The organism is Anaerorudis cellulosivorans, from assembly GCF_025943985.1.
GTDB classification, from domain to species: Bacteria; Bacteroidota; Bacteroidia; order Bacteroidales; family Dysgonomonadaceae; genus Anaerorudis; species Anaerorudis cellulosivorans.
This window is the reverse complement of the sequence record NZ_JAPCWE010000012.1, coordinates 26,370-47,754: the sequence shown is the minus strand read 5'-3', so window position 1 is coordinate 47,754 and position 21,385 is coordinate 26,370. Positions and strand designations below refer to the sequence as shown.

Below are 21,385 nucleotides of genomic sequence, written 5' to 3'. Positions count from 1 at the left end.
GATTATGCTTCTTCTGCTACTATTTCCACTATTTTTTCGATTACTTGTGTGGCTTTTTCCAACGACTGAACAGGAATAAATTCATAGCGGCCGTGAAAATTGAGTCCTCCGGCAAAGATGTTGGGACAAGGCAATCCCATAAACGACAAGCGTGCGCCATCCGTACCCCCGCGTATAGGTTTCACTCGAGGTGTCACCCCAACGTTCTGCATTGCACGAAAGGCATAGTCAATGACATGCTTCACAGGTTCAACTTTTTCGCGCATGTTGAAGTACTGATCACGCAGTTCGAGTTTCAGTCGATTGGAATAACGCTCATTAAGAAACGACACGGCATCCTGCATGATTTTTTTGCGCATTTCAAACCTATTGCGTTCATGATCCCGTATAATAAACGAAACCACAGCCTCCTCAACCGTTCCATTCAAAGAAATCAAATGGAAAAATCCTTCATACCCTTCCGTAAATTCAGGACGTTCATTTGCAGGCAACAGATTTATCAATTCATTTGCCACATGCAAGGCATTGATCATTTTATTTTTGGCATAGCCGGGATGAACATTCCGCCCTTGAATGGTAATTTTTGCCGAAGCCGCATTGAAATTTTCATATTCAAGCTCGCCAACTTCTCCCCCATCTACCGTATACCCCCATTCGGCTCCGAATTTTTGCACATCGAACTTATCGGCGCCGCGACCGATTTCCTCGTCGGGAGTAAAGGCAATACGCACTTTACCGTGTTTGATTTCGGGATGATCGAGAAAGTGTTGCATGGCGGTAATGATCTCAGCGATACCCGCCTTGTCATCAGCTCCAAGTAATGTAGTTCCATCGGTTACAATCAGATCTTCACCTATATGATCCAACAGTTCAGGGAAATCATGAGGCGACAGAACGATATGCTGCTCCTCATTAAGCACGATATCATTGCCTGTGTATTGTTTTACAATATGGGGTTTCACATTTTCTCCACTCATGTCGGGACTCGTATCGAAATGGGCAATAAACCCTATTGTCGGGATACGCTTTTCACTATTTGCCGGCAATGTTGCCATTAAGTAGCAATTGTTGTCCAATGAAACGTCGGTCATCCCCATTTCAATCAGTTCTCTTTCGACTTCCTTCGCCAAATTAAACTGTTTTAACGTACTCGGCGTCTGATTGCTATTCTCATCGGACTGCGTATCGATTTTTGCATATTTAATAAATCTGTCAACTACATTTACCTTCATCGTGATGATTTTTTTTTAATAGATAATCAAATTCGTATTTTAGTTTTGAAATTTTGGGAAAAAGATTTACCTTTGCATCAGGGTAAGTCCTATACGGCCAGCTCCCAAAGAATCCCCCAGGTCTTGATCGAAGCAAGGGTATTTGGTTGAAGCGGCGCGATATAGTAAGCTTACCCTATTTTTTATCCTTTTTTCCATACTTCCATCTTCTCACAAGCACCTTTCGGGTGTCATATTCATAAATATAGCGAATATAAATATTATTTTCTATAGAAAATAAATGATTTGCAACAATTCGCGACAACTTCTTGCAGAGCGTTAAATTTTTGCATATAAAAAAACGGCCAATATCCCATAACCCTTTGATGCTTTTATGAAAGGCTGCTTCAAAATATTGCGTAATGCATATTTATAAGCTTTACCAAGGAAAAACCGATCGGCATATTCATTGATCTTTTCAACCGTCTTATCTGTCATCGGCATCTGCTTTGTACGTTGCATGTAAGAAACATATTCTTTTGCAATAAACGTAGACACATGAGGAGAAAAACTCAACCGGGACAGATTTTTCAGATAGCGTTTACCATACTCGATAAACTCCATCCTGTTGGTATCCACAATATAAAATTCATATCTGTCGGAATCGATAGTATACTTCCATAGAATATTCCCCGGGCTATAATCTTTATGAAAGATTCCTGCACAATGAAGTTCTGCCGTATATTGGGAGAATGCCGTAAGCAGCGCATCATTTTTCTCGACACCGTCTAAATAAAGGCGCATGGTGTTATATTTTTCAAGATAAGAGCAAAGAAAATAGCTATTACGTAATTTCCCGTACCTGAATTCTTCAATATACGCTATTGGGGTGGGTGAATGGAATCCTCTTCTTATGATTTCCAGGCTGTTTTCATACGATCGTTCGGCTTTTGATTTACGAAATGTAGCATAAACAATGCTGTTAATGAAATTGGGTATTGCAAATTTTTTTACGATAATATCACCGTTATCAAGCGTAAACCTTTTTAAGGTATTACGTCCTTGATAAACAATGTCGCCATCTTGATCGAACAATTTCGGAATTGTATTCACAAACTCCGAAACAGTACGATTCGTGTTGTATGCAGGAGCAATAATCGTTTTGACCGTATGTCGCCGGAAAAAATTATGCATATCGTGAACTCACCTCGAAACCCTACTGAATAAGTCGTGCGACAAAGTTAATACTTTTTGTCATAATCTTCGTAAACAGGACCGCTCATAACGTTACGATATAGATTCAGCCTTCAGTCAGACCAAAAACAGAAAGCAAAACTCACGAATATAATCAACTAAAATACGTATTTTTGCATAAAATATCGAATTAACATGTCTGTTTACGCTCCATTTGCCAAACCATTATATGTAATGTTAAAGCCGGTTGGCTCATTCTGCAATTTGTCTTGCGATTATTGCTATTATCTCGAAAAATCGAAATTCTATACGCAAAACAAAAATCATGTAATGAGCGACGAACTCCTTGAACGGTTTACCCGAGAATACTTGGAATCACAAACCATGCCTCAAGTACTTTTCACATGGCACGGAGGAGAACCTTTGATGAGACCGCTCTCTTTCTATAAAAAAGCATTGGAATTGCAAAAACAATATGGCAGAGGAAGGCAAATCGATAATTCCATACAAACCAACGGAACACTGCTTACGGACGAATGGTGTGCCTTTTTCAAAGAAAATAATTTTTTGGTCGGAATATCTATTGACGGTCCTCAAGAATTTCATGATGAATATCGTCGCGACAAGATGAACAGGCCAACATTTCAACGGGTAATGCGAGGCATCGAACTGCTAAAAAAACACGAAGTTGAGTTTAACTGCATGGCCGTTGTGAACGATTATAATGCCGATTATCCCCTTGAATTTTATCGATTCTTCAAAGAAATCGGATGCCAATTTCTTCAGTTTACACCTATCGTTGAACGAATGACCAACGGACAGCTCCATCCTGCACTTGCCTCTGTTACAGAAAAAAAAGCCGAATTAGCGCCTTTTAGCGTTACACCACAACAATGGGGAAATTTTTTATGCACAATTTTCGATGAGTGGGTAAAAAACGATGTGGGAAAAATATTTGTTCAGATCTTTGATTCTACTCTTGCCAACTGGGTAGGAGAACAACCCGGGGTTTGTACAATGGCAAAAACATGCGGACATGCCGGTGTAATGGAATTCAACGGCGATGTTTACTCATGCGACCATTTTGTTTTTCCGGAATACAAACTGGGAAATATTTATACAGAACCATTGGCCGGCATGATGTATTCCGAAAAACAGTTGAAATTCGGGAACGATAAATTCGACAAACTACCACGTCAGTGCAAAGAATGCGATGTGCTGTTTGCCTGCTATGGTGAATGTCCAAAAAATCGGTTTTCAACCGATAAATATGGCGAAACGGGACTAAATTATTTGTGTAAAGGATACTTCCAATTTTTTCACCATGTAATGCCTTATATGGATTTCATGAAAAAAGAATTGATGGAACAACGACCTCCGGCCAACATAATGAAATGGATCAAGCAAGGGAATCCATAATAATAATCTGTTTGTATAATTAAAAAACCGGATTATCACATAATAATCCGGTTTTTTACGGTTATATTTACTCAACACTATCAGTTTTCTCCCTTTCGTGCAGAATAACTGATTTTGAGTGCATATGCTTTCCTTAGAGCCTGTTTTACATCACTGATGTACTTCATCTTTGTGTTTTCGTCTGCCTTGATGGAAACTGTCATAAATTGCTGATCCGCTTCATTCAACCTCGACTTTTCTTGAGCAATATAATCCTGAATGTCCGAAACCTCCGCAAGTTTATCGTTCAATTGCATCCGCGTTGCACTCCCTAACCTGGGATCGAGCGGAATACCTATATTGATATAGGTTACCAGAGACTTCTTCTCCAGCTTCTGAACTTCCGATGCTGTAGGAAGAGTGAATCTTACAATTAAAGTTTCCGAACGCATGGATACAGTTACCATAAAGAAAAACAAAATAGCAAAGACCAAGTCCGGCATTGAGGCAGTATTTAATTCAGGCACTTCCCGAGAACCGGCTGATTTATTAAATTTTCCCATTACTTTCCTCCTCCCTGTTGTACATAATCTTTAGGTTCTGCCTCCGAAATCCGCTGTGGATACAATTTGTTGATCTGTTCTTGCTGTTCCGGGAGCAATTCATTATACGATCTGCCAAAATATTTTTTGGCTGCTTGATCACGCAATTCGTTATAAGCTTTTACCAATTCGTTTTGAACGGCAATATAGGCTTTGTAACTGGTTGTTGCATCATTTTGTAAAGATATCACGTGATCGGGAGTAACCAAAACTTTACCAATGGGGGGACCGAAATCCTCTTCAATCAGTTCGGGCAGGTCGGGACGATTGTTTGCATTCAAAACGAATTCTTTTACTTTCTCTTTTAAGGGCACTTTCCCCCCTGTTCCTTGCAATTCGGCAATATTGTTATACCATTCATCACCGGCTTGGGTTCTCACCATAACCTGGTTTTGATAGTTAACCAATACCACCATCAGGTTTCTTCGTTGAACGTCCATTTTCTGGAGCTGTTCCTCATTTTGCGGAGGAGGAGGCAACCGACGTGCCAACCCGCTATCGGTGTCCATTGAAGAAGTCATGAGGAAGAAAGTAAGCAAAAGAAAAGATACGTCCGCCATCGAACTTGAATTAAGATTCGGCGTCTTTCTTTTTTTCTTCTTTGCCATAATTTCTTTTATCTTTTAAATTAAATTCCCTCACAAAAGGGATAAAATTATTTTTTCCCCGATTTTAACAGCGGAGAAAAAAGGAGAGCCAAAACATTAACCACCACCATAAGATAGATACTGTATAGCCACATATCGGTAATTTTCAAGAAAATAGGAACATTCTCCGATCCTGTGTAACCAACAATATTCAAAGGTGTACCGCTACCTATTGCGAAAGTGATAATCAACATTGCAACAAACACCAAAACGACCAAGAGCGACCTAAAAGCACTTTTGGGTCTCGCTTTCCATGAGGAGATAAAATCGGAAACAGCAAATGCAATCAGTACTAATACTGAAATCGCCAACAAAGCATAAACCCAATACATCAATAAATCCGTAAACCTGGGTTCAGAAATTGTCGGCACAACCCGCTCTTCAACCGGAACCTCGCCCCCCAAAAGAAAAACCGCCAATATCAAAACCGTAATTCCCATGATGGCATATAATACCATTTTGGAGGTTTTATGTATTTTTGTTACTGCCATAATAAATTACAATTTTTTATATTTAACATTGTATTTGATCACTTGATCAAGAAAAGTAATGGAAGCATCTTCCATTCTGTTAAGGATACCTTCCAGTTTATTGAGAAGATAATTATAAAATACCTGAAGAATAATGGCAACGATAAGACCAAATACCGTCGTGATCAACGCAACTTTCATACCGGCAGCAACAATTGTCGGGCTGATATCACCTGCTCTCTGAATATCGTCGAATGCCTGAACCATACCGACAACTGTTCCCAAGAATCCGAGTGAAGGAGCAATAGCGATAAACAAGGTGATCCACGATAAATTTCTTTCGAGCAAACCGCTCTGTACTCCACCGTAAGATACAATGGAACGTTCTACCACATCCGGGCCTTCTTCGAGACGGAGTAAACCCTGATAAATAATGGAAGCTATCGGGCCTCTCGTTTCACGGGCAATATCTTTTGCACCTTCTACATCACCATTACTGAGGGCTTCGCCGATTTTTTTAAGAAGAGTTTGAGAATCAACATCAGCCAAACTTAAATAAATGATTCTTTCCAACGCAAAAGCCAAACCTAAAATGAATACCAGTGCAATAGGAGACATAAAAGTTACACCCCCTTCGATAAACTTCACTTTAAGAGCCTGATGAAAACCGCCAGATGAGGTTTCTTCAACAGCCGGTTCAGCTTCGCTTGCTGCAGGTGCCGCAGCTACTTGTTCGCTTTGAGCAGCAGTATCTGCAACTGCAGTAGAATCTTGCGCTAAAATAACCGATGGCAATCCTACCGACATCATGCCGAGAATTGCTAAAATTGCAAATAACTTTTTCATTGTGTGTTCAATTTTTTAGGATTAATGATCTGAATTTGTTTATAAATTAATTATTCTACTTATTATTATATTCATTATTTCTCTGAATATCCAAACGCAACAAAAACTACTAAAATTTCCCTCTTTACTGAATATTCTCTGCGGAGAGAGCGGGATTCGAACCCGCGATACACTTTTGGCGTATACACGCTCTCCAGGCGTGCCTCTTCAACCACTCGAGCATCTCTCCTAACGGAGATTTTCAGAAAACGGCCGCAAATTACAAAAAATATTTCATTTGCACTCCATTCAATAGACAAAATTAAAGAATTTATCCCATATATATCGCTTAAATTCCATTTAAATTTTTATAAAAACTGCCTCAAATCAACAAAAACCTCGAATAAATTCCTATTCCCAATTACTTATATCAACTAGTTTTGCCGCATTTTGCGTAGTAATTCGGGCAACCTCTTCTACCGGGATACCAAAAATATCGGACAACTTCTTCGCTATCTTCGTTAAATAAGCCGGTTCGTTACGTTTTCCTCTGTAAGGTACGGGAGCCAAATAAGGGGCATCCGTTTCCAACACAATCCGTTCGATATCGCAATCTGCCAACACATCGGACAAACCGGAATTTTTAAAAGTAACTATTCCGTTTATTCCAACAAAAAACGAAGGCAGCTTCAGTATAGTATTTAACTCTTCTTTTGAACCTCCAAAACTATGAAAAACACCTCGAAGTAAATGCATGCCCACATTTTCGATACTTTGCAATACTTCACTATTTGCATTTCGTAAATGAATTACCACCGGCAGATTCATTTCAATACTCCATTGCAGCTGTTTTTCAAAAGCTTTGATTTGCTGCATCTTAAAGGTTTGATCCCGGTAAAGATCGATGCCTATCTCGCCTATACCGATATAAGGGTTTGTTTTCAGTTCATGATAAATGATATCCAATTGATATTCCCAATCTTCCTTTACAGCTGTTGGATGTAACCCCATCATCGGGATAAAAAAGGAAGAATCGGATTGAACCGTTTGTTTAAGTAATTCTATGGAGTCGATATCGATGTTGGGCAACAAAATTTTAAGCACACCGGCATTTTTAGCCCTGATGACCACGTCATCAAAATCGTCATGAAAATCAGGCAAGTAAAGATGTGCATGCGTATCGATAAAATTCATTCTTCTACTGTTTCCCCTTTCCTGTAGTAATACACCACCCCATATTCCCGATTCCTTTCAAGACGTTCGCTCAGGGGCAAATCTTTGTTAGTTTTTTCTACCTGCTCCCAAATATCGAAAATAATGCTGTCTACGATTTCTCTTGCTTCCGTCACCTGATTTTGCAGGCGCAGTGTCGCCTTTTGATGTATTTTCTGAGTTTGATACCCTTCCTTAAAAAGCGAAAACATTACCTTCACTTTCGCAATAGTAGGATTAAATATGGGTACTCCACCCTTTTGAATACGGGATTCTTCCCCTGCGATTATTTTTTCGCCCCACTCAAGAAGAAGTTCGTTTGAAGAAAAATCAGGAACCAACATATGCTGATTTTCCAAGCCATACAATTTCAAATGTTCAGCTTTTATTTCGGAACGAATAATACACATATATAACACTTGCACAAAATGCGAAAGATACATGCGTGCATTTTTTGCTTTCTGCTGAAATAATATATTTGCCTTTACCTGTATATCAAAAGCTTGTTGATATTGATCGTATAGCCGCTCAAAGCGCGAAAGCACATTTTTGGCCTCCTGAAGTGTTTTCATTTCAACCGCCAATTCTTGAAAATCTGTACTTGAACATTTTTCGACAGCAGTTTTCAAAGCACGAATACGTGCGTTATCGGTATTGGGTAATCTGCGATAAGGCATTATCAATTCACTTTTTAAGACTTTTCCGAAATAAGCTATTTCACGCTTGGGTTAATTATTTATCCCGTTGCATCAAATTATCAGCCAAAAGTAACAGCTCTTTTTTTCGATCATCTGCAACAGGTAAATTTGATAAACAATCGAATGCCGAAAGATAATATTTTTCTATGAGACTTTCTGAAATTGCCTTCAAATTTAATTCATCATAAATATTTTTAACAGCATTTATTTTTGAAAACCGATCAACATCTTTAGCAACAAGCCATTTGTTGAGCTCTTTCCGTTGTGAAGGGTTGGAATTCTCAAGTGCTTTGATCAACAAAAAAGTCTTTTTATTGCAAACAATATCGCCACCTATATTTTTACCGAATGTTTCGGCATCACCATATACATCCAACAAATCATCCTTAAGCTGAAAAGCCATCCCGATATTAATGCCAAACCGATATAAAAGATCCGAGTCGAAAGTTGAAGCATTACCCAGTATTGCACCCATTTTTAAAGAACATGCGATCAGAACCGCTGTTTTCAACCGAATCATTTCCATATATTCGGCTTCCGTTACATCCATCCTTTTTTCGAAGTCCATATCATACTGCTGGCCTTGACAAACCCCCATGGCAGTTACGGAAAAAAGAGAAAGAACCTCGGGTAACACAACCGGAGGAACATCGGCAATATATGTATAGGCTTGTATCAACATGGCATCACCCGATAAAATAGCGGCATTATCCCCCCAGAGTTTGTGTACCGTAGGATTCCCTCGACGCATATCCGCCCGATCCATCAAATCGTCATGCAGTAAAGTAAAATTATGAAAGATTTCTATACCTACTGCAGGAGAAAGCGATAAACCGATATCGTCACTAAAAAGGTTGGTTGCCATGAGAGTCAGTATGGGACGTAACCTTTTTCCGCCACAAGATAAAACATAACGAATAGGATCATACAAAGCCTGTGGAGACAAATCCAGCGGTATTTTTTTTATGGCATCATGAATTCTATTTTCCAGATCACGTATACTGTAGGTCATTTTATCGATAAAATAAAAGTGAAATTGCAATAAAAGCTGCTTTTTTGTTAAAAGCAGCTTTTATCAATACCGTTAATGTCTTTATTTATTATTGTTGCAAGCGGAATACGATAGGCAACGTAAAACGCACTCGCACGGCTTTACCTCGTTGCTTACCCGGTTTCCATTTCGGCATTGACTGAATCACGCGAACGGCTTCTTTATCAAGTGAGGGATCGACTCCTCGCACAACTTGAACGTCAGTAATACTGCCATCTTTTTCAACAACAAAAGAACAAATTACACGACCTTGAATTCCATTTTCCTGCGCTATTACCGGATACCTGATATTTTCACTCAAAAACCTCATCAGAGCGGCTTGTCCTCCCGGAAACTCCGGCTGTTCTTCTACAACAACGAAAATTTCCTCTGTTGCTTCTTCTTTAGGTTTTGGAGGAGGCGGTGGTATAAAAGTTTGAATCTGAGCCTTACTTTGATCATCTTCTATATTAATATTGAAATGGGTTTCGACTTTCTCTTCTACCACTTCAATAATTTCAGGCGCTTCGGGTTCAGGTGGAGGCGGCGGCGGCGGCGGTGCAGGATCACGTCTTGTGATTTCGATTTCTTCCTCGGCTATAACGTCTTGAACAATCACATTTTTATCTACCGGGGCTATTTTCGAAGACCATTCAAATGCAACGAATACCCCGGCCAAAGCAATAACAAGACCCATTAAAAAAGCCATGTCTTTTTGGTTTTCGATATTCGCTTTCGGCGATTTTTTTATTTCATCCTTATCCATGATATAAATAATAGTTTATGCATTTAAAACTTATTCATTTTGTTCTATGAAACAAAGATAGATTTTTTTTCTTTATGATGTTCTTATTTTAATAGAAAAATTTGAAAAAAACATCCTAATCCCATCTTTTACCGTATTTATACGGTAACGAGTTTAATTTTTCAACTTATAAATGTCGGCAAGATTTCTCCCATAACCATCATAATCCAACCCATATCCAACAAGAAAATCAGGAGGTACCTCCATCGCGATATAATCCGGTTGAAGATCATATTTTAATGCTCCGGGTTTCAACAACAAAGAGGCAATCTTTATTTCGCATGGATGATGTTTTTTCAGTTCTTCTATCAATGTCGCCAACGTATTCCCACTATCAACGATATCTTCCACAATAACAACGGTTCTGTTTTCGATCGATTCTGTCAAGCCGAGTATCTCTGTTACAGACTCCGTGCTTGAAGTTCCCTTATAAGAAGCCAAACGGATAAATGTTATTTCGCAGGGAATCGAAACTTTTTTCATGAGTTCGGCTGCAAACATAAAGGCCCCGTTCAATACCACAAGAAAAAGCGGATTCTTCCCTTTTAGGTCAGCGTTGATCTGATCCGCAACTCGAGCTATATTATTCGCTATTTTTCCCGATTCGATAAACAGCTCAAACTCTTTATCCTTTATTTTTACACTCTTCATATCCAAAAATCAAAATCACAAGGAATAACGAAGCGACAAAATTACAACTTTTTATGGATTTTAAAAGGAAACAGGTGCCGGTGATTGTTTGTATTCGATTTTTTGCTGACAGAAACCTCTCCTCACTTATGCAGGAGACGTACAAAACAGTTAAAGGACTTTAAAAATATCCCGACATAGCCGCAGCATATTTACTAAACAGTCGCTTCTTGCTCGCTCCAAGGCAGGGAGAAAAAGGTCGGATTTTTTGGCTTCGGCATAAAAAATATCTGCATTTTTGCCGAAAAAACAGCAAAATCGATAAGCGGACTTGGTGCAGTCTTGGTACGGACTTGGTACGGACTTGGTATCATTCGATTCGACGCTTTTTCTCAGCGGGTAAAAAAAATGCAGTTACAGGTTATATTCATCTTGTATTATCTTTAAGCGAATCGTATGCCCCATTTATATACTTTAACTTTATTTTGCCCTTTGCTACATCATTCCCCTGCAAACCGACAGCATCCAATATACCCGTTTTAACAGCTCGATAAAGCGTTTGAGGATCGGTCAACGGATCCTCTATATGAGAAGATAAGTTTTTGATTTTTTCAATGATAGCCCATGCTTCGTTTTTTAAATAATCAGCCCGACTGCGTATTTCGGGATCACCTTTAAAATCAGGTAATCCTTTGGCAGCCATCGAATGGACTCTGCGAACCAACTTTATACTTTCAAAAATTTCCTTTGAAGTTGCTCTTCTCATGGCCTCGCAATAGGAAACGACGTGAATGATATGTGGCTTCAAATAAGAAGCATAAAACATCGAAGCCGCCAACTGCCCTCTTGCACTATCCGGATCGGCAGGAAAAGAAAGTAATCCTGTTCGTATCATTCGATACGGAATAAACGCTTCGTCGGCCAACGATTCAACCAGTTCTTGTTTTGCAACAGCTTTTGCCACATCCATTTTGGGCGACAAACCGGGAGGAGTATTCATCATATACTGCTGAATATACCATTTAACGCCAAGTTTCTTCGCCACATAAGCAGCAAGATAAGTGGTGGCAACCGCCAATCCATCGTGAGCATACCTCAACTCCCATTGATGAGCGTCATTGATTTCAACCGGCACATCATGAGCAGCGTTCCATTTTATGCCTTCCATATTTTCACTTATGGCTTCAAACAGATTTCTTTCGGAACGACGATCAAGTTCGGAGTACCAAAAAAGAGGAATTGCCGCCCATGCATTGTTAACCGTTTCTTTCAAAAGCTTGGAAAATTCCACTATTCGATTTGTACCGGAATAACATCTGATTAAGGGATAGTTTCCGGTTCGACTTGCTTGATAAAGCCTCACAAAATCGGTTCTCGAGCGTATCGGTGCTCCACCCGCTCCATCCTGTGCGGGATGCATTTTATGGGGTTCGAAAAAATATTGCTGACAATTCTGATCCGGTGCCAAAGAGATAATCTCCAAAAGTTCGGACTCCGCCATTTTTTTGACTTCCTCTATGGTTTCCTCCATAGTTTGCAGTCCGATATGATGTCTTATCAAGGGATAAGGATATTTAAATGCGATTCTTTCCGGCAAATTATCCGGATAATTCCTTTTTTCTTGAAATTTTATCTGACCGCGTAAAAAGAGGACAACATCCTCCTCTTCTTCTGACCCATCGAATATTTTCTTAAAAATGCCGGATTGAGCTGCAATTTCGGAAGTTTCTGCAGTTCCACCGAAAATAAAAACAACATTATCGCCAACATCTATTTTTTCTATTTCCTTTAAAAATTCATGCAATAGATTTGACCAAGCAACCGCTCCCAATCGGTAACTTAATGCCACAATGGATGGCTTTTCTTTTTCGATGCTTTCGATCACTCGACTTATCGGCACGGCTGCGCCCAAATTAACGGTTTCATACCCTTCCTTTTTTGCAAGTTCCAAAAAATTCAAAAGTCCGGCAACATGAACATCACTTCCCACAGAAGCACCTAAAATTTTTTTCATCCTTCCCCCTCCTCAACGAATTTGATTATTTTTTCTATGCTCCACCCTTTCAATCCTAAATCCTCGACCGTTCGCCCTGTTTCCCAAAAGTTGCCATCCAACATAACATTCGCTATACTTATCATGGAATCAATAACAGGAGTTTCTACTCCAAATTCTTTTCCGAAAGAAGAAATCGGGACCAGACTCATTGGCACATCTTCCAAAAGATAACGATTATCCAAGCTGGTGGGTGCATATATCCCCCGATAACCCTCGTTATTGCGGATGGTATGATATAAATTTTGGCCACTGACATCGTAGGCATAACTCAACCATTCTTTAACGGTCATCGGTTGAACATTAAAAAGCTTCATCACCCGACATCGTTCCTCATCAATTTTTTCGAGTACTTTGGCAACAGAAGGAGAAATGCCTTCAAAATAAAATTCGAACTTGCCTGCAGTTGTTTCAACCCGAGCAGCATTCAAAATTAAGGTAGCAGGGTGCAAAACAACGCCTATGTTATTAAAACTTGTATATATGATGTTTTTAACAATCTCAAATTCGGGCATTACTTCCTGCAATGTTTCGGCTAAATCGGGATTTCTTGACGCGGGGAGAGCCGAAACAGGTACAGCATTTTTTATTCTGAAAATTCGGGTAACACCGGGATTAGACATTCGGGAAGCAAAAATAAAAGTTTGCGCTTCTGCAACAATAACATCCTTCTTTACACCTTTCCTTTTCAACGTATTGTAAAACTCCAACGCTCCACCCGTCCTGCCGGGATTCAAAACGATAATCTGTCCGTCTTCAAGAAAAGGAGCCATCTTTTCTGCAATTTCTTTGTGAGCGAAAGCCGGCACAACAACCATAAAGAGCTTTCTTCCCTTCATCGCCTCATCGATTTTTGTTGTCGCAAAAGATACTTCATATTCTCCATCAACCTGCCCCTCCATTTTGATCTTATGCGTCTCTATTATAGGGTATATTCTCCTTCTCGATCGATTAAAAAGGGCAACATCAAAACCTTTCATGGCCAGATATCCTGCAAGGGCTTGCCCCCCATTTCCTGCTCCGATTACGGTTATTTTAACCATAGCTGTAAAAATTATAAAGGTTATAATACTAAGTGTATATCAAAAAAATAGGCACTTCTTTAATAAATTAAATTATCTCCATCTCTTGCAACAAGACTCTTACAAATACAAATAAAAATCTTTTGCCAACTGAACGAATTCTTCCGAATAATGATGCCTCTCCATTTCAATCACCAAATGCTTATGAATCGTACCGACCTCAGAAGGAACCAACGATAATTCCAATAATAACCGCTTCGGGAAACTGTGTGGTGTGGGATATACATCAGTCTGACGATGAATATACCATCCTGTTTCATGAATTAATCCGTGCAAAAAAGACTTCCTTTCAAAAGGATAAATAAAAGAAAGCTTTCCATGCAATGAAATTATTTTTCTGCTCAGAAAAAGTAAATCTTCAATTGGGAGTGAATAAGCATGACGAGCTTCACTACGCCGTTTATCCGGTGGCAACAACGCATGTGCAAAAAAGGGAGGGTTACACACAATACCATCAAATTTAACGGATGTTTGCTCCACAAAATCACGAAAAGAGATATTGACCACTTCAATCCGATCGTTGAAAGGTGATGCTATCGCATTCTCTTTTGCCTGAACCGCAGCATCGGCATCCACATCAATGGCGATTATATCGGCTGATTCGTTTCGCTGAGCAAGCATTAAAGCAACCAATCCCGATCCTGTTCCCACATCCAATATATTTTTGCTTTGAGCTACCGAAGTCCACGCCCCCAACAATACCCCATCTGTACCTACTTTCATTGCACACCGATCATGATAGACCGAAAATCGCTTAAAGCGGAAACAAGAAGCCGACATATTACAAGTCATGATATATTTGGCATGGATTTTGAGACTTTATTATACATCATTAAACAAAATAGTCCTATTTTTGTTTGCATTATTGCAATGGAAAAGCTTTTCTTTTCATAAAAGCAGAAAATTATATTATAAGTCATTGAAGTAAAGATTGATTATGTTTCAACGAAAAATATACAGCCACGATACTGAAGAAACGAATCCTAATTATATTTCTTTTATTGCTGACGATTTTATGGATAACAACAAAGAAATAGACAATTCGCTTCTACCCGATATCATACCTATTTTACCCCTACGAAACACCGTTATTTTCCCGGGAAGCAGTCTCCCCATTTCGGTGGGTAGAGAAAAATCGCTTAAACTCATTAAGTCGTTGGGGAAAAAACAACGCTATATTGGATTGGTATGCCAAAAAGATGGCACTATCGAAAATCCCGAATCGGACGATTTGTACCCCGTCGGCGTTATTGCCGAAGTAATGAGAGTGATCGAATTGGCCAATGATAATCTCAGCATCATCATTCAAGCAAAAAAAAGATTCGAATGGAATGAAATGGTGCAATCGGAACCTTTCTTTAAAGCAAGGTATAAAATAAGAGAATCTATCCCTGCTTCGAAAGACGATAAAGAATATGTAGCCATTCTCGATTCCATCCGCGACACCATGATCCAAATGCTGCAACTATTGGGCGAACCACCCAAAGAATTGTTGCAAACCCTAAACAATGAAGCTTTTTTGGATATGCTGGTAAGCTATTGCGCTACCAATCTTCCGATCGACAGTCGCGAAAAACAGGAATTACTCGACATTGATGACGAAAAAGAACAAGCCTATCGGCTGCTGATGATCTTGAATCGCGAAATGCAGGTATTGGAGTTGAAAATGAATATTCAGATGAAGACTCGCGAAGATCTTAACCAGCAGCAAAAAGAATATTACCTGCAACAACAACTCAAAACCATTCAGGAAGAGTTGGGAGGAAATGTCCAACAAATCGAAATCGACGAATTTCGTAAAAAAGCGAAAGAGAAAAAATGGAGTAAGGAGGTTGCCGATATATTCGAAAAAGAAGTAAAAAAGCTGGAACGATTAAATCCACAGTCGCCCGATTATTCCGTACAATACGGATATCTACAAACCATTTTGGAATTGCCGTGGAATGAATTTACACCCGACAATTTCGATCTGAAAAATGCACAGAAAATTCTCGATCGCGATCATTTCGGGATGGAAAAAGTAAAAGAACGCATTATCGAACACTTAGCCGTTCTGAAGCTCAAAGGAGATATGAAATCGCCCATCCTTTGTTTGTACGGACCTCCCGGGGTAGGAAAAACTTCGCTGGGAAAATCCATAGCCGAAGCGCTGAACCGTAAATACGTTCGTATTTCTCTTGGAGGATTGCATGACGAAGCAGAGATCAGAGGGCATCGCCGCACATATATCGGTGCCATTCCCGGGAGAATCATTCAAAATATTCAGAAAGCCGGATCCTCCAATCCTGTTTTTGTGCTGGATGAAATTGACAAGATTGGCAGCGATTTTCGTGGCGACCCGGCTTCTGCACTGCTTGAGGTGTTGGATCCTGAGCAAAATTCGGCATTTCACGACAATTATCTTTCCATCGATTACGATTTGTCGAAAGTTCTTTTCATTGCTACCGCCAACAACCTGAACACTGTTCCTCAGCCTCTTTTGGACAGGATGGAACTGATTAATGTGGGTGGATATATCACCGAAGAAAAAATCGAGATAGCTGCACGTCATCTTCTTCCCAAAGAATTGGATAATCACGGCATTCCTCGAGATGCTTTCAATATCCCGAAAAAGACCCTGGAAAAAATAATCGAAAATTATACGCGGGAATCGGGTGTACGTGAATTGGAAAAGCAAATTGCAAAAATTCTACGAAAAATAGCCCGAAAAATAGCCGATAACCAAGAATATCCCAAAGAACTGCAAGTTAGTGATTTAAACGAATACCTCGGTGTGGAGCCCTATACCAAAGAAAGTTATCAAGGAAACGAATATGCAGGTGTTGTAACCGGCCTGGCATGGACAGCCGTAGGCGGAGAAATTTTGTTTGTTGAAAGTTCGCTAAGCAGAGGAAAGGGATCCAAACTCACCATAACCGGCAATTTGGGTGATGTAATGAAAGAATCGGCCATGTTAGCTATGGAATATATTCGTTCTCATGCCGAAGAGCTGGGTATCGATCCGGAAGTTTTCGAAAACTGGAATACCCATATTCATGTTCCCGAAGGAGCTATTCCTAAAGACGGACCTTCAGCCGGTATAACAATGATCACCTCTCTGGCTTCGGCATACACACAGCGAAAAGTGAAAGCCAATCTGGCTATGACAGGAGAAATTACGTTGCGAGGGAAGGTACTGCCGGTGGGTGGCATCAAAGAAAAAATTTTAGCTGCCAAACGTGCCGGAATCAAAGAAATTATTTTGAGTGCAGAAAACAAAAAAGATATAGATGAAATTAAACCCTCTTATCTGAAAGGACTTAAATTTCACTATGTGAATGACGTAAAAGAGGTATTGGATATTGCTTTACTCAAACAGAAAGTAAAAAACCCAAAAGATTTTGCCATCAAAAAAGAAAAAACCGAATTGCAAATAGATAACTGATTATCATTTATTCCATAAAAAAACCCTGCAGTTCAGCAGGGTTTTTTTATGGATATATACACAGATAAAATTAAATTCATTTCTTATCTGAAATCTTTGAGCATCTCCTGAAGACGTTTCCGAGCAAAGAAAATTCGACTTTTTACTGTTCCGATCGGAAGACCCAAATGCTGAGCAATTTCTTCATATTTGTATCCTGCAACATGCATCGAAAAAGGAATTTTATATTCGTCGGTAAAACTATTGATTGCCATATTAATTTCTTTAATCGTATAAGCACCATCGGGGGTATCAAAACCCGAATCTTGAGGCAAGTTCAAATGATATAAATTTTCTGTTTTATCTATGACTGTCTGGCTTCTCACTACTTTGCGATAATTATTCACGAAAATATTGTGCATAATGGTGAAAACCCAGCCCTTAAAATTAATATTTTCGTAATATTTCTCTTTATTGTCCAACACGCGGAGCGTTGTTTCCTGCATCAAATCTCGTGCTTCTTCTCTGTTTGCTGTAAGCGTCAATGCAAAATTAAGCATGTTATCTTGCAACCCAAGGAGTTTGTTTTCGAAAGAATCATTTGATTTCATAAGAATCATTTTTTGTGTGTTAACGGACTTACAGTATTTAGATTATCAAAAATCTTTCCACTTTCATCCAGAACAAAGATAAAAATATATTTTTAAAAAACACAATTATTTTTTCTCTCCTTATAATTAAATAGTGTTAACAAATGAATCGGACATCTTATTCGTTGATTACCAGATATATAGTATGTTAAATAATATAGAAATTAACCGCCTATTACTAATCGATTATATCTATATCTGTAAACTGAAAAATAAATTACAAGAATAACACATACCGGTCATTCGTTATCGACAATAAGACAGTCGTAATAAAGAAAAAATGGTTTATTCCTAAATTGATGACGAAATGGCATATTATTTGCTCCTTACGATAAGGAATAATCATATAAAAAATAAGATATATGGAGAAAGAAGGACGTATCGGGGTAACGACAGAAAATATATTCCCCATCATCAAAAAATTCTTGTACAGCGATCATGAAATATTTTTGCGTGAAGTCATATCCAATGCAGTTGATGCGACTCAGAAACTAAAAACGCTGGCCGATAAAGGCGAATTCAAAGGAGAATTGGGAGATCTGTCCATACGGGTTTCGATCGACAAAAAAGCAAAAACGCTGACGATATCCGATCGAGGAATCGGCATGACCGCGGAAGAACTCGATAAATATATCAATCAGATAGCCCTATCCTCCGCCAATGAATTTCTGGACAAATACAAAGATAGTGCAAATGCTATCATTGGTCACTTTGGATTGGGCTTTTATTCAACCTTCATGGTTTCTAAAAAAGTAGAAATCATTACCAAATCATACAAAGAAGATGCTCCGGCTATTAAATGGTCTTGCGAAGGAACGCCCGATTATAAAATAGAAGAAGCCGAGAAAAAGGATAGAGGAACGGATGTCATTTTATATATTGACGATGAAAACAAAGAATTTTTAGAAAAAGAAAAAATCGAATCCCTATTAAAGAAATACTGTAGATTTCTGCCTATTCCCATCGTTTTCGGGAAAAAACAGGAATGGAAAGACGGGAAGTATGTCGAAACGGATGAAGACAACATCATCAATAATACCAATCCGTTATGGAAACGGAAACCATCGGAATTGAAAGATGAAGACTATCTCAACTTCTATCACGAACTCTACCCGATGACCTTCGATGAACCGTTGTTTTGGATCCACCTCAATGTGGATTACCCTTTCCATCTGACAGGAATTTTGTACTTCCCTCGCATAAAAAGCAACCTCGATTTACAAAAAAACAAGATTCAGCTGTACTGCAATCAAGTATTTGTAACCGATTCGGTTGAAGGTATCGTACCGGAATTTCTAACGCTGCTTCATGGCGTAATCGACTCACCGGATATTCCGTTGAACGTTTCCCGTTCTTATCTGCAGAGCGATAAAAATGTGAAGAAAATCTCCAATCATATTACCAAAAAAGTTGCAGACAAACTGGAAGAAATTTTCAAAAAAGATCGTTCTCAATTCGAAGAAAAATGGGAAGGACTCAAGTTGTTTATCCAGTATGGCATGCTGACGGAAGAAAAATTTTACGAAAGAGCCGTTAAATTCTGTCTGCTAAAAAACATTGACGGTAAATATTTTACCCTGGAAGAATACAAGACGCTTATCGAAAGCAATCAAACGGACAAAAACGGCACGTTGGTTTACTTGTACGCTACGAATAAGGACGATCAATATGCCTTCATCGATGCAGCAAAAGAAAAAGGATACGACGTATTGCTAATGGACGGGCAACTTGACATCCCGTGGATGGGTCTCATCGAACATAAGTTCGAAAAAACCCGTTTTGTACGTGTAGATAGCGACACGGTTGAACATCTGATCGAAAAAGAAGAAACAGCAAAAGTCGAACTTTCCGATAAGGAAAAAGAAGCACTGAGCGAAATAGTGAAATCCCAATTGCCAAAGATGGACAAAACAGAATTTGTCGTGGAATTTAAAGCATTGGGAGAAACCGGCAAACCCATTCAAATCACCCAGGATGAATTTGCGCGCCGTATGAAAGACATGTCAGCTATACAACCGGGTATGTCGTTCTATGGCGAAATGCCGGATATCTATCAGGTAGTGGTCAACACCCAGCACCCGCTAATCAAGGAAATTGTTAGCGAAACAGCAGGAAAAGAAAAAGAGGAACTCATCCCATATGCTTCGGAGAATAAAAAACTGAAACAAATGATAGACCTCGCTCTGCTTTCCAACAACATGTTGAAAGGAGAAGCGCTCAGTGATTTTATCAAACGCAGCATTGATATGATGTAAGGGAATTCACAAGGGTCTATAGAAGAAGTCAAAGTCATTGAGAACCGGTAAATGATTTATCATTGTTTACCGGTTTTTTTACCTCTATCCAATTACTATTTATTTTCCTTCCAAGCCCAATTTATCTTCAATAAAGCAAATAGAATTTGTAAAAAAGGATTTTTTACTTGTTAGCACTCTAATGATAAAATTATCGTGTAAATTTGCAGGACGAAAATAAATAAAATGAATAAACAACCTTACGAGGCAACCTACTCACCTTTCCGGAGTTTTACCCGAGAAGAATGGAGCAAGTTGGAGGAACACCCGATGTTTCCGGTTTCCGACATCGATGTTTCACAACTGCAAGCGCTTAATGAACCGCTTACCATACAAGAGATTGAAGAGATTTATCTTCCGATGATAAGGTTGTTGCAGATACACATTACGCACTACCGCAATCTGCATAACGAACGCGACCAATTCTTCGACAACCCCAGTCAGCGCATTCCCTATATCATCGGCATAGCCGGCAGTGTAGCAGCGGGGAAAAGTACTACTGCACGTGTTCTGCAGAAATTGCTTTCCATGACACCCGAAACCCCGAGAGTTGAACTTGTCACGACCGATGGTTTTTTATACCCGAATACCGAACTCGAACGAAGAGGAATTTTCAATAAAAAAGGGTTTCCCGAAAGCTACGATGCCAAACGGCTGCTATCTTTCCTGGCCGACGTGAAATCGGGACGCGATATTCTTGAAGCTCCCGTGTATTCGCATCTGTATTATGATGTGATGCCCGACCAAATACAGAGAATTGAAAAGCCGGATATCTTAATTGTAGAAGGTATTAATATTCTGCAGGTTACAATAAACAAAAAATCGAGGCACAAAGTTTTTGTCTCCGATTTTTTTGACTTTTCCATTTATGTAGATGCCGCCGAAAAAGATCTTCGCAAATGGTACGTGGAACGTTTCAAAAAACTCCAGGAAACCGCTTTTCGGAATCCTGAATCCTATTTTCATCGTTATGCCTCCTATTCAGAAGAAGAACTGATGGAATTTGCGAATAAAGTTTGGGATGAAATCAATCTTCCTAATTTAAAGCAAAACATTTTACCCACCCGTTTCCGCGCTGATCTGATATTGGAAAAAGGAGAATGTCATTTTGTCAGAGGAGTAAGAATCCGTAAAATCTAAGAAGAGCAACGCTGATTTGCGTTACTCTTCTTATTGGTTTT

At 39.2% G+C, this 21,385-nt stretch carries 19 protein-coding genes and 1 tRNA gene; 4 read left to right on the top strand and 16 right to left on the bottom strand.

From position 1 onward, the window contains the following. Positions 1–2: 2 nt before the first annotated feature. Positions 3–1,232, bottom strand: a complete 1,230-nt coding sequence (gene pepT, locus OLM34_RS07970; protein ID WP_264406463.1) for a peptidase T — start codon at positions 1,230–1,232, stop codon at positions 3–5. 318 nt (positions 1,233–1,550) lie between these two features. Further along, positions 1,551–2,405, bottom strand: coding sequence for a lipopolysaccharide kinase InaA family protein (locus OLM34_RS07965; protein ID WP_264406461.1), 855 nt, complete (start codon positions 2,403–2,405; stop codon positions 1,551–1,553). Positions 2,406–2,600: 195 nt separating this feature from the next. On the opposite strand from OLM34_RS07965, the gene OLM34_RS07960 reads away from it, so the two are divergent. Next, entirely contained in the window at positions 2,601–3,824 is a 1,224-nt protein-coding gene (locus tag OLM34_RS07960; RefSeq protein ID WP_264406460.1) for an anaerobic sulfatase-maturation protein, read from the top strand. An 80-nt stretch (positions 3,825–3,904) separates the two neighbouring features. On the opposite strand, the gene OLM34_RS07955 is transcribed toward OLM34_RS07960, so the two are convergent. From OLM34_RS07955 to OLM34_RS07895, 13 genes are all read right to left on the bottom strand, one after another. Next, positions 3,905–4,366, bottom strand: a complete 462-nt coding sequence (locus tag OLM34_RS07955; protein WP_264406459.1) for an ExbD/TolR family protein — start codon at positions 4,364–4,366, stop codon at positions 3,905–3,907. After that, positions 4,366–5,013 carry an ExbD/TolR family protein gene (locus tag OLM34_RS07950; RefSeq protein WP_264406458.1) on the bottom strand — a complete coding sequence of 216 codons (648 nt, stop codon included), beginning with the start codon at positions 5,011–5,013 and terminating at the stop codon, positions 4,366–4,368. The genes OLM34_RS07955 and OLM34_RS07950 overlap by 1 nt, the downstream gene beginning before the upstream one ends. Before the next feature lie 47 nt (positions 5,014–5,060). Beyond that, complete coding sequence (locus OLM34_RS07945; RefSeq protein WP_264406456.1) at positions 5,061–5,543, bottom strand: hypothetical protein; 483 nt, start codon at positions 5,541–5,543, stop codon at positions 5,061–5,063. Positions 5,544–5,549: 6 nt separating this feature from the next. Then, on the bottom strand, positions 5,550–6,368 hold the full coding sequence (locus tag OLM34_RS07940; protein ID WP_264406455.1) for a MotA/TolQ/ExbB proton channel family protein: 819 nt from the start codon (positions 6,366–6,368) through the stop codon (positions 5,550–5,552). A 141-nt stretch (positions 6,369–6,509) separates the two neighbouring features. Then, positions 6,510–6,597, bottom strand: a tRNA-Ser gene (locus OLM34_RS07935). Positions 6,598–6,758: 161 nt separating this feature from the next. Continuing rightward, complete coding sequence (locus OLM34_RS07930; protein WP_264406453.1) at positions 6,759–7,541, bottom strand: TatD family hydrolase; 783 nt, start codon at positions 7,539–7,541, stop codon at positions 6,759–6,761. After that, positions 7,538–8,236, bottom strand: a complete 699-nt coding sequence (locus OLM34_RS07925) for a hypothetical protein (RefSeq protein ID WP_264406451.1) — start codon at positions 8,234–8,236, stop codon at positions 7,538–7,540. The genes OLM34_RS07930 and OLM34_RS07925 overlap by 4 nt, the downstream gene beginning before the upstream one ends. A 55-nt stretch (positions 8,237–8,291) precedes the next feature. Then, positions 8,292–9,269: a polyprenyl synthetase family protein gene (locus OLM34_RS07920; protein WP_264406450.1), complete on the bottom strand. Its 978-nt coding sequence runs from the start codon at positions 9,267–9,269 to the stop codon at positions 8,292–8,294. Between the two features lie 88 nt (positions 9,270–9,357). Continuing rightward, entirely contained in the window at positions 9,358–10,053 is a 696-nt protein-coding gene (locus tag OLM34_RS07915) for an energy transducer TonB (protein WP_264406448.1), read from the bottom strand. 153 nt (positions 10,054–10,206) lie between these two features. Continuing rightward, positions 10,207–10,743: a hypoxanthine phosphoribosyltransferase gene (gene hpt, locus OLM34_RS07910; RefSeq protein ID WP_264406447.1), complete on the bottom strand. Its 537-nt coding sequence runs from the start codon at positions 10,741–10,743 to the stop codon at positions 10,207–10,209. Between the two features lie 406 nt (positions 10,744–11,149). Then, on the bottom strand, positions 11,150–12,736 hold the full coding sequence (locus tag OLM34_RS07905) for a cobalamin-dependent protein (RefSeq protein WP_264406446.1): 1,587 nt from the start codon (positions 12,734–12,736) through the stop codon (positions 11,150–11,152). Next, positions 12,733–13,818: an NAD/NADP-dependent octopine/nopaline dehydrogenase family protein gene (locus OLM34_RS07900; RefSeq protein WP_264406445.1), complete on the bottom strand. Its 1,086-nt coding sequence runs from the start codon at positions 13,816–13,818 to the stop codon at positions 12,733–12,735. The genes OLM34_RS07905 and OLM34_RS07900 overlap by 4 nt, the downstream gene beginning before the upstream one ends. Positions 13,819–13,917: 99 nt before the next feature. Next, the gene (locus OLM34_RS07895) at positions 13,918–14,637 is read right to left on the bottom strand and encodes a tRNA1(Val) (adenine(37)-N6)-methyltransferase (protein WP_264406444.1); all 720 of its coding nucleotides are present in this window, start codon (positions 14,635–14,637) and stop codon (positions 13,918–13,920) included. A 157-nt stretch (positions 14,638–14,794) separates the two neighbouring features. On the opposite strand from OLM34_RS07895, the gene lon reads away from it, so the two are divergent. Then, on the top strand, positions 14,795–17,281 hold the full coding sequence (gene lon, locus OLM34_RS07890; RefSeq protein ID WP_264406443.1) for an endopeptidase La: 2,487 nt from the start codon (positions 14,795–14,797) through the stop codon (positions 17,279–17,281). A gap of 83 nt (positions 17,282–17,364) precedes the next feature. Here the strand turns inward: lon and OLM34_RS07885 are convergent, their stop codons facing one another. After that, entirely contained in the window at positions 17,365–17,871 is a 507-nt protein-coding gene (locus tag OLM34_RS07885; protein ID WP_264406441.1) for an RNA polymerase sigma factor, read from the bottom strand. 401 nt (positions 17,872–18,272) lie between these two features. Between OLM34_RS07885 and htpG the strand changes: the two genes are divergently transcribed. Together htpG and coaA are read left to right on the top strand one after the other, a co-directional pair. Further along, complete coding sequence (gene htpG, locus OLM34_RS07880; RefSeq protein ID WP_264406439.1) at positions 18,273–20,165, top strand: molecular chaperone HtpG; 1,893 nt, start codon at positions 18,273–18,275, stop codon at positions 20,163–20,165. A 225-nt stretch (positions 20,166–20,390) separates the two neighbouring features. Continuing rightward, positions 20,391–21,344: a type I pantothenate kinase gene (gene coaA / locus OLM34_RS07875; RefSeq protein ID WP_264406438.1), complete on the top strand. Its 954-nt coding sequence runs from the start codon at positions 20,391–20,393 to the stop codon at positions 21,342–21,344. Positions 21,345–21,385 lie beyond the last annotated feature (41 nt).

Excerpts from the sequence above, each read along its gene's own strand:
- OLM34_RS07885 (WP_264406441.1), bottom strand. The coding sequence starts at position 17,871 with ATGAAATCAAATGATTCTTTCGAAAACAAACTCCTTGGGTTGCAAGAT.
- OLM34_RS07925 (WP_264406451.1), bottom strand. The coding sequence starts at position 8,236 with ATGCCTTATCGCAGATTACCCAATACCGATAACGCACGTATTCGTGCT.
- OLM34_RS07950 (WP_264406458.1), bottom strand. The coding sequence starts at position 5,013 with ATGGCAAAGAAGAAAAAAAGAAAGACGCCGAATCTTAATTCAAGTTCG.
- coaA (WP_264406438.1), top strand. The coding sequence starts at position 20,391 with ATGAATAAACAACCTTACGAGGCAACCTACTCACCTTTCCGGAGTTTT.
- hpt (WP_264406447.1), bottom strand. The coding sequence starts at position 10,743 with ATGAAGAGTGTAAAAATAAAGGATAAAGAGTTTGAGCTGTTTATCGAA.
- pepT (WP_264406463.1), bottom strand. The coding sequence starts at position 1,232 with ATGAAGGTAAATGTAGTTGACAGATTTATTAAATATGCAAAAATCGAT.
- htpG (WP_264406439.1), top strand. The coding sequence starts at position 18,273 with ATGGAGAAAGAAGGACGTATCGGGGTAACGACAGAAAATATATTCCCC.
- OLM34_RS07955 (WP_264406459.1), bottom strand. The coding sequence starts at position 4,366 with ATGGGAAAATTTAATAAATCAGCCGGTTCTCGGGAAGTGCCTGAATTA.
- OLM34_RS07945 (WP_264406456.1), bottom strand. The coding sequence starts at position 5,543 with ATGGCAGTAACAAAAATACATAAAACCTCCAAAATGGTATTATATGCC.
- lon (WP_264406443.1), top strand. The coding sequence starts at position 14,795 with ATGTTTCAACGAAAAATATACAGCCACGATACTGAAGAAACGAATCCT.
- OLM34_RS07920 (WP_264406450.1), bottom strand. The coding sequence starts at position 9,269 with ATGACCTACAGTATACGTGATCTGGAAAATAGAATTCATGATGCCATA.
- OLM34_RS07905 (WP_264406446.1), bottom strand. The coding sequence starts at position 12,736 with ATGAAAAAAATTTTAGGTGCTTCTGTGGGAAGTGATGTTCATGTTGCC.
- OLM34_RS07965 (WP_264406461.1), bottom strand. The coding sequence starts at position 2,405 with ATGCATAATTTTTTCCGGCGACATACGGTCAAAACGATTATTGCTCCT.
- OLM34_RS07895 (WP_264406444.1), bottom strand. The coding sequence starts at position 14,637 with ATGTCGGCTTCTTGTTTCCGCTTTAAGCGATTTTCGGTCTATCATGAT.
- OLM34_RS07940 (WP_264406455.1), bottom strand. The coding sequence starts at position 6,368 with ATGAAAAAGTTATTTGCAATTTTAGCAATTCTCGGCATGATGTCGGTA.
- OLM34_RS07930 (WP_264406453.1), bottom strand. The coding sequence starts at position 7,541 with ATGAATTTTATCGATACGCATGCACATCTTTACTTGCCTGATTTTCAT.
- OLM34_RS07915 (WP_264406448.1), bottom strand. The coding sequence starts at position 10,053 with ATGGATAAGGATGAAATAAAAAAATCGCCGAAAGCGAATATCGAAAAC.
- OLM34_RS07960 (WP_264406460.1), top strand. The coding sequence starts at position 2,601 with ATGTCTGTTTACGCTCCATTTGCCAAACCATTATATGTAATGTTAAAG.
- OLM34_RS07900 (WP_264406445.1), bottom strand. The coding sequence starts at position 13,818 with ATGGTTAAAATAACCGTAATCGGAGCAGGAAATGGGGGGCAAGCCCTT.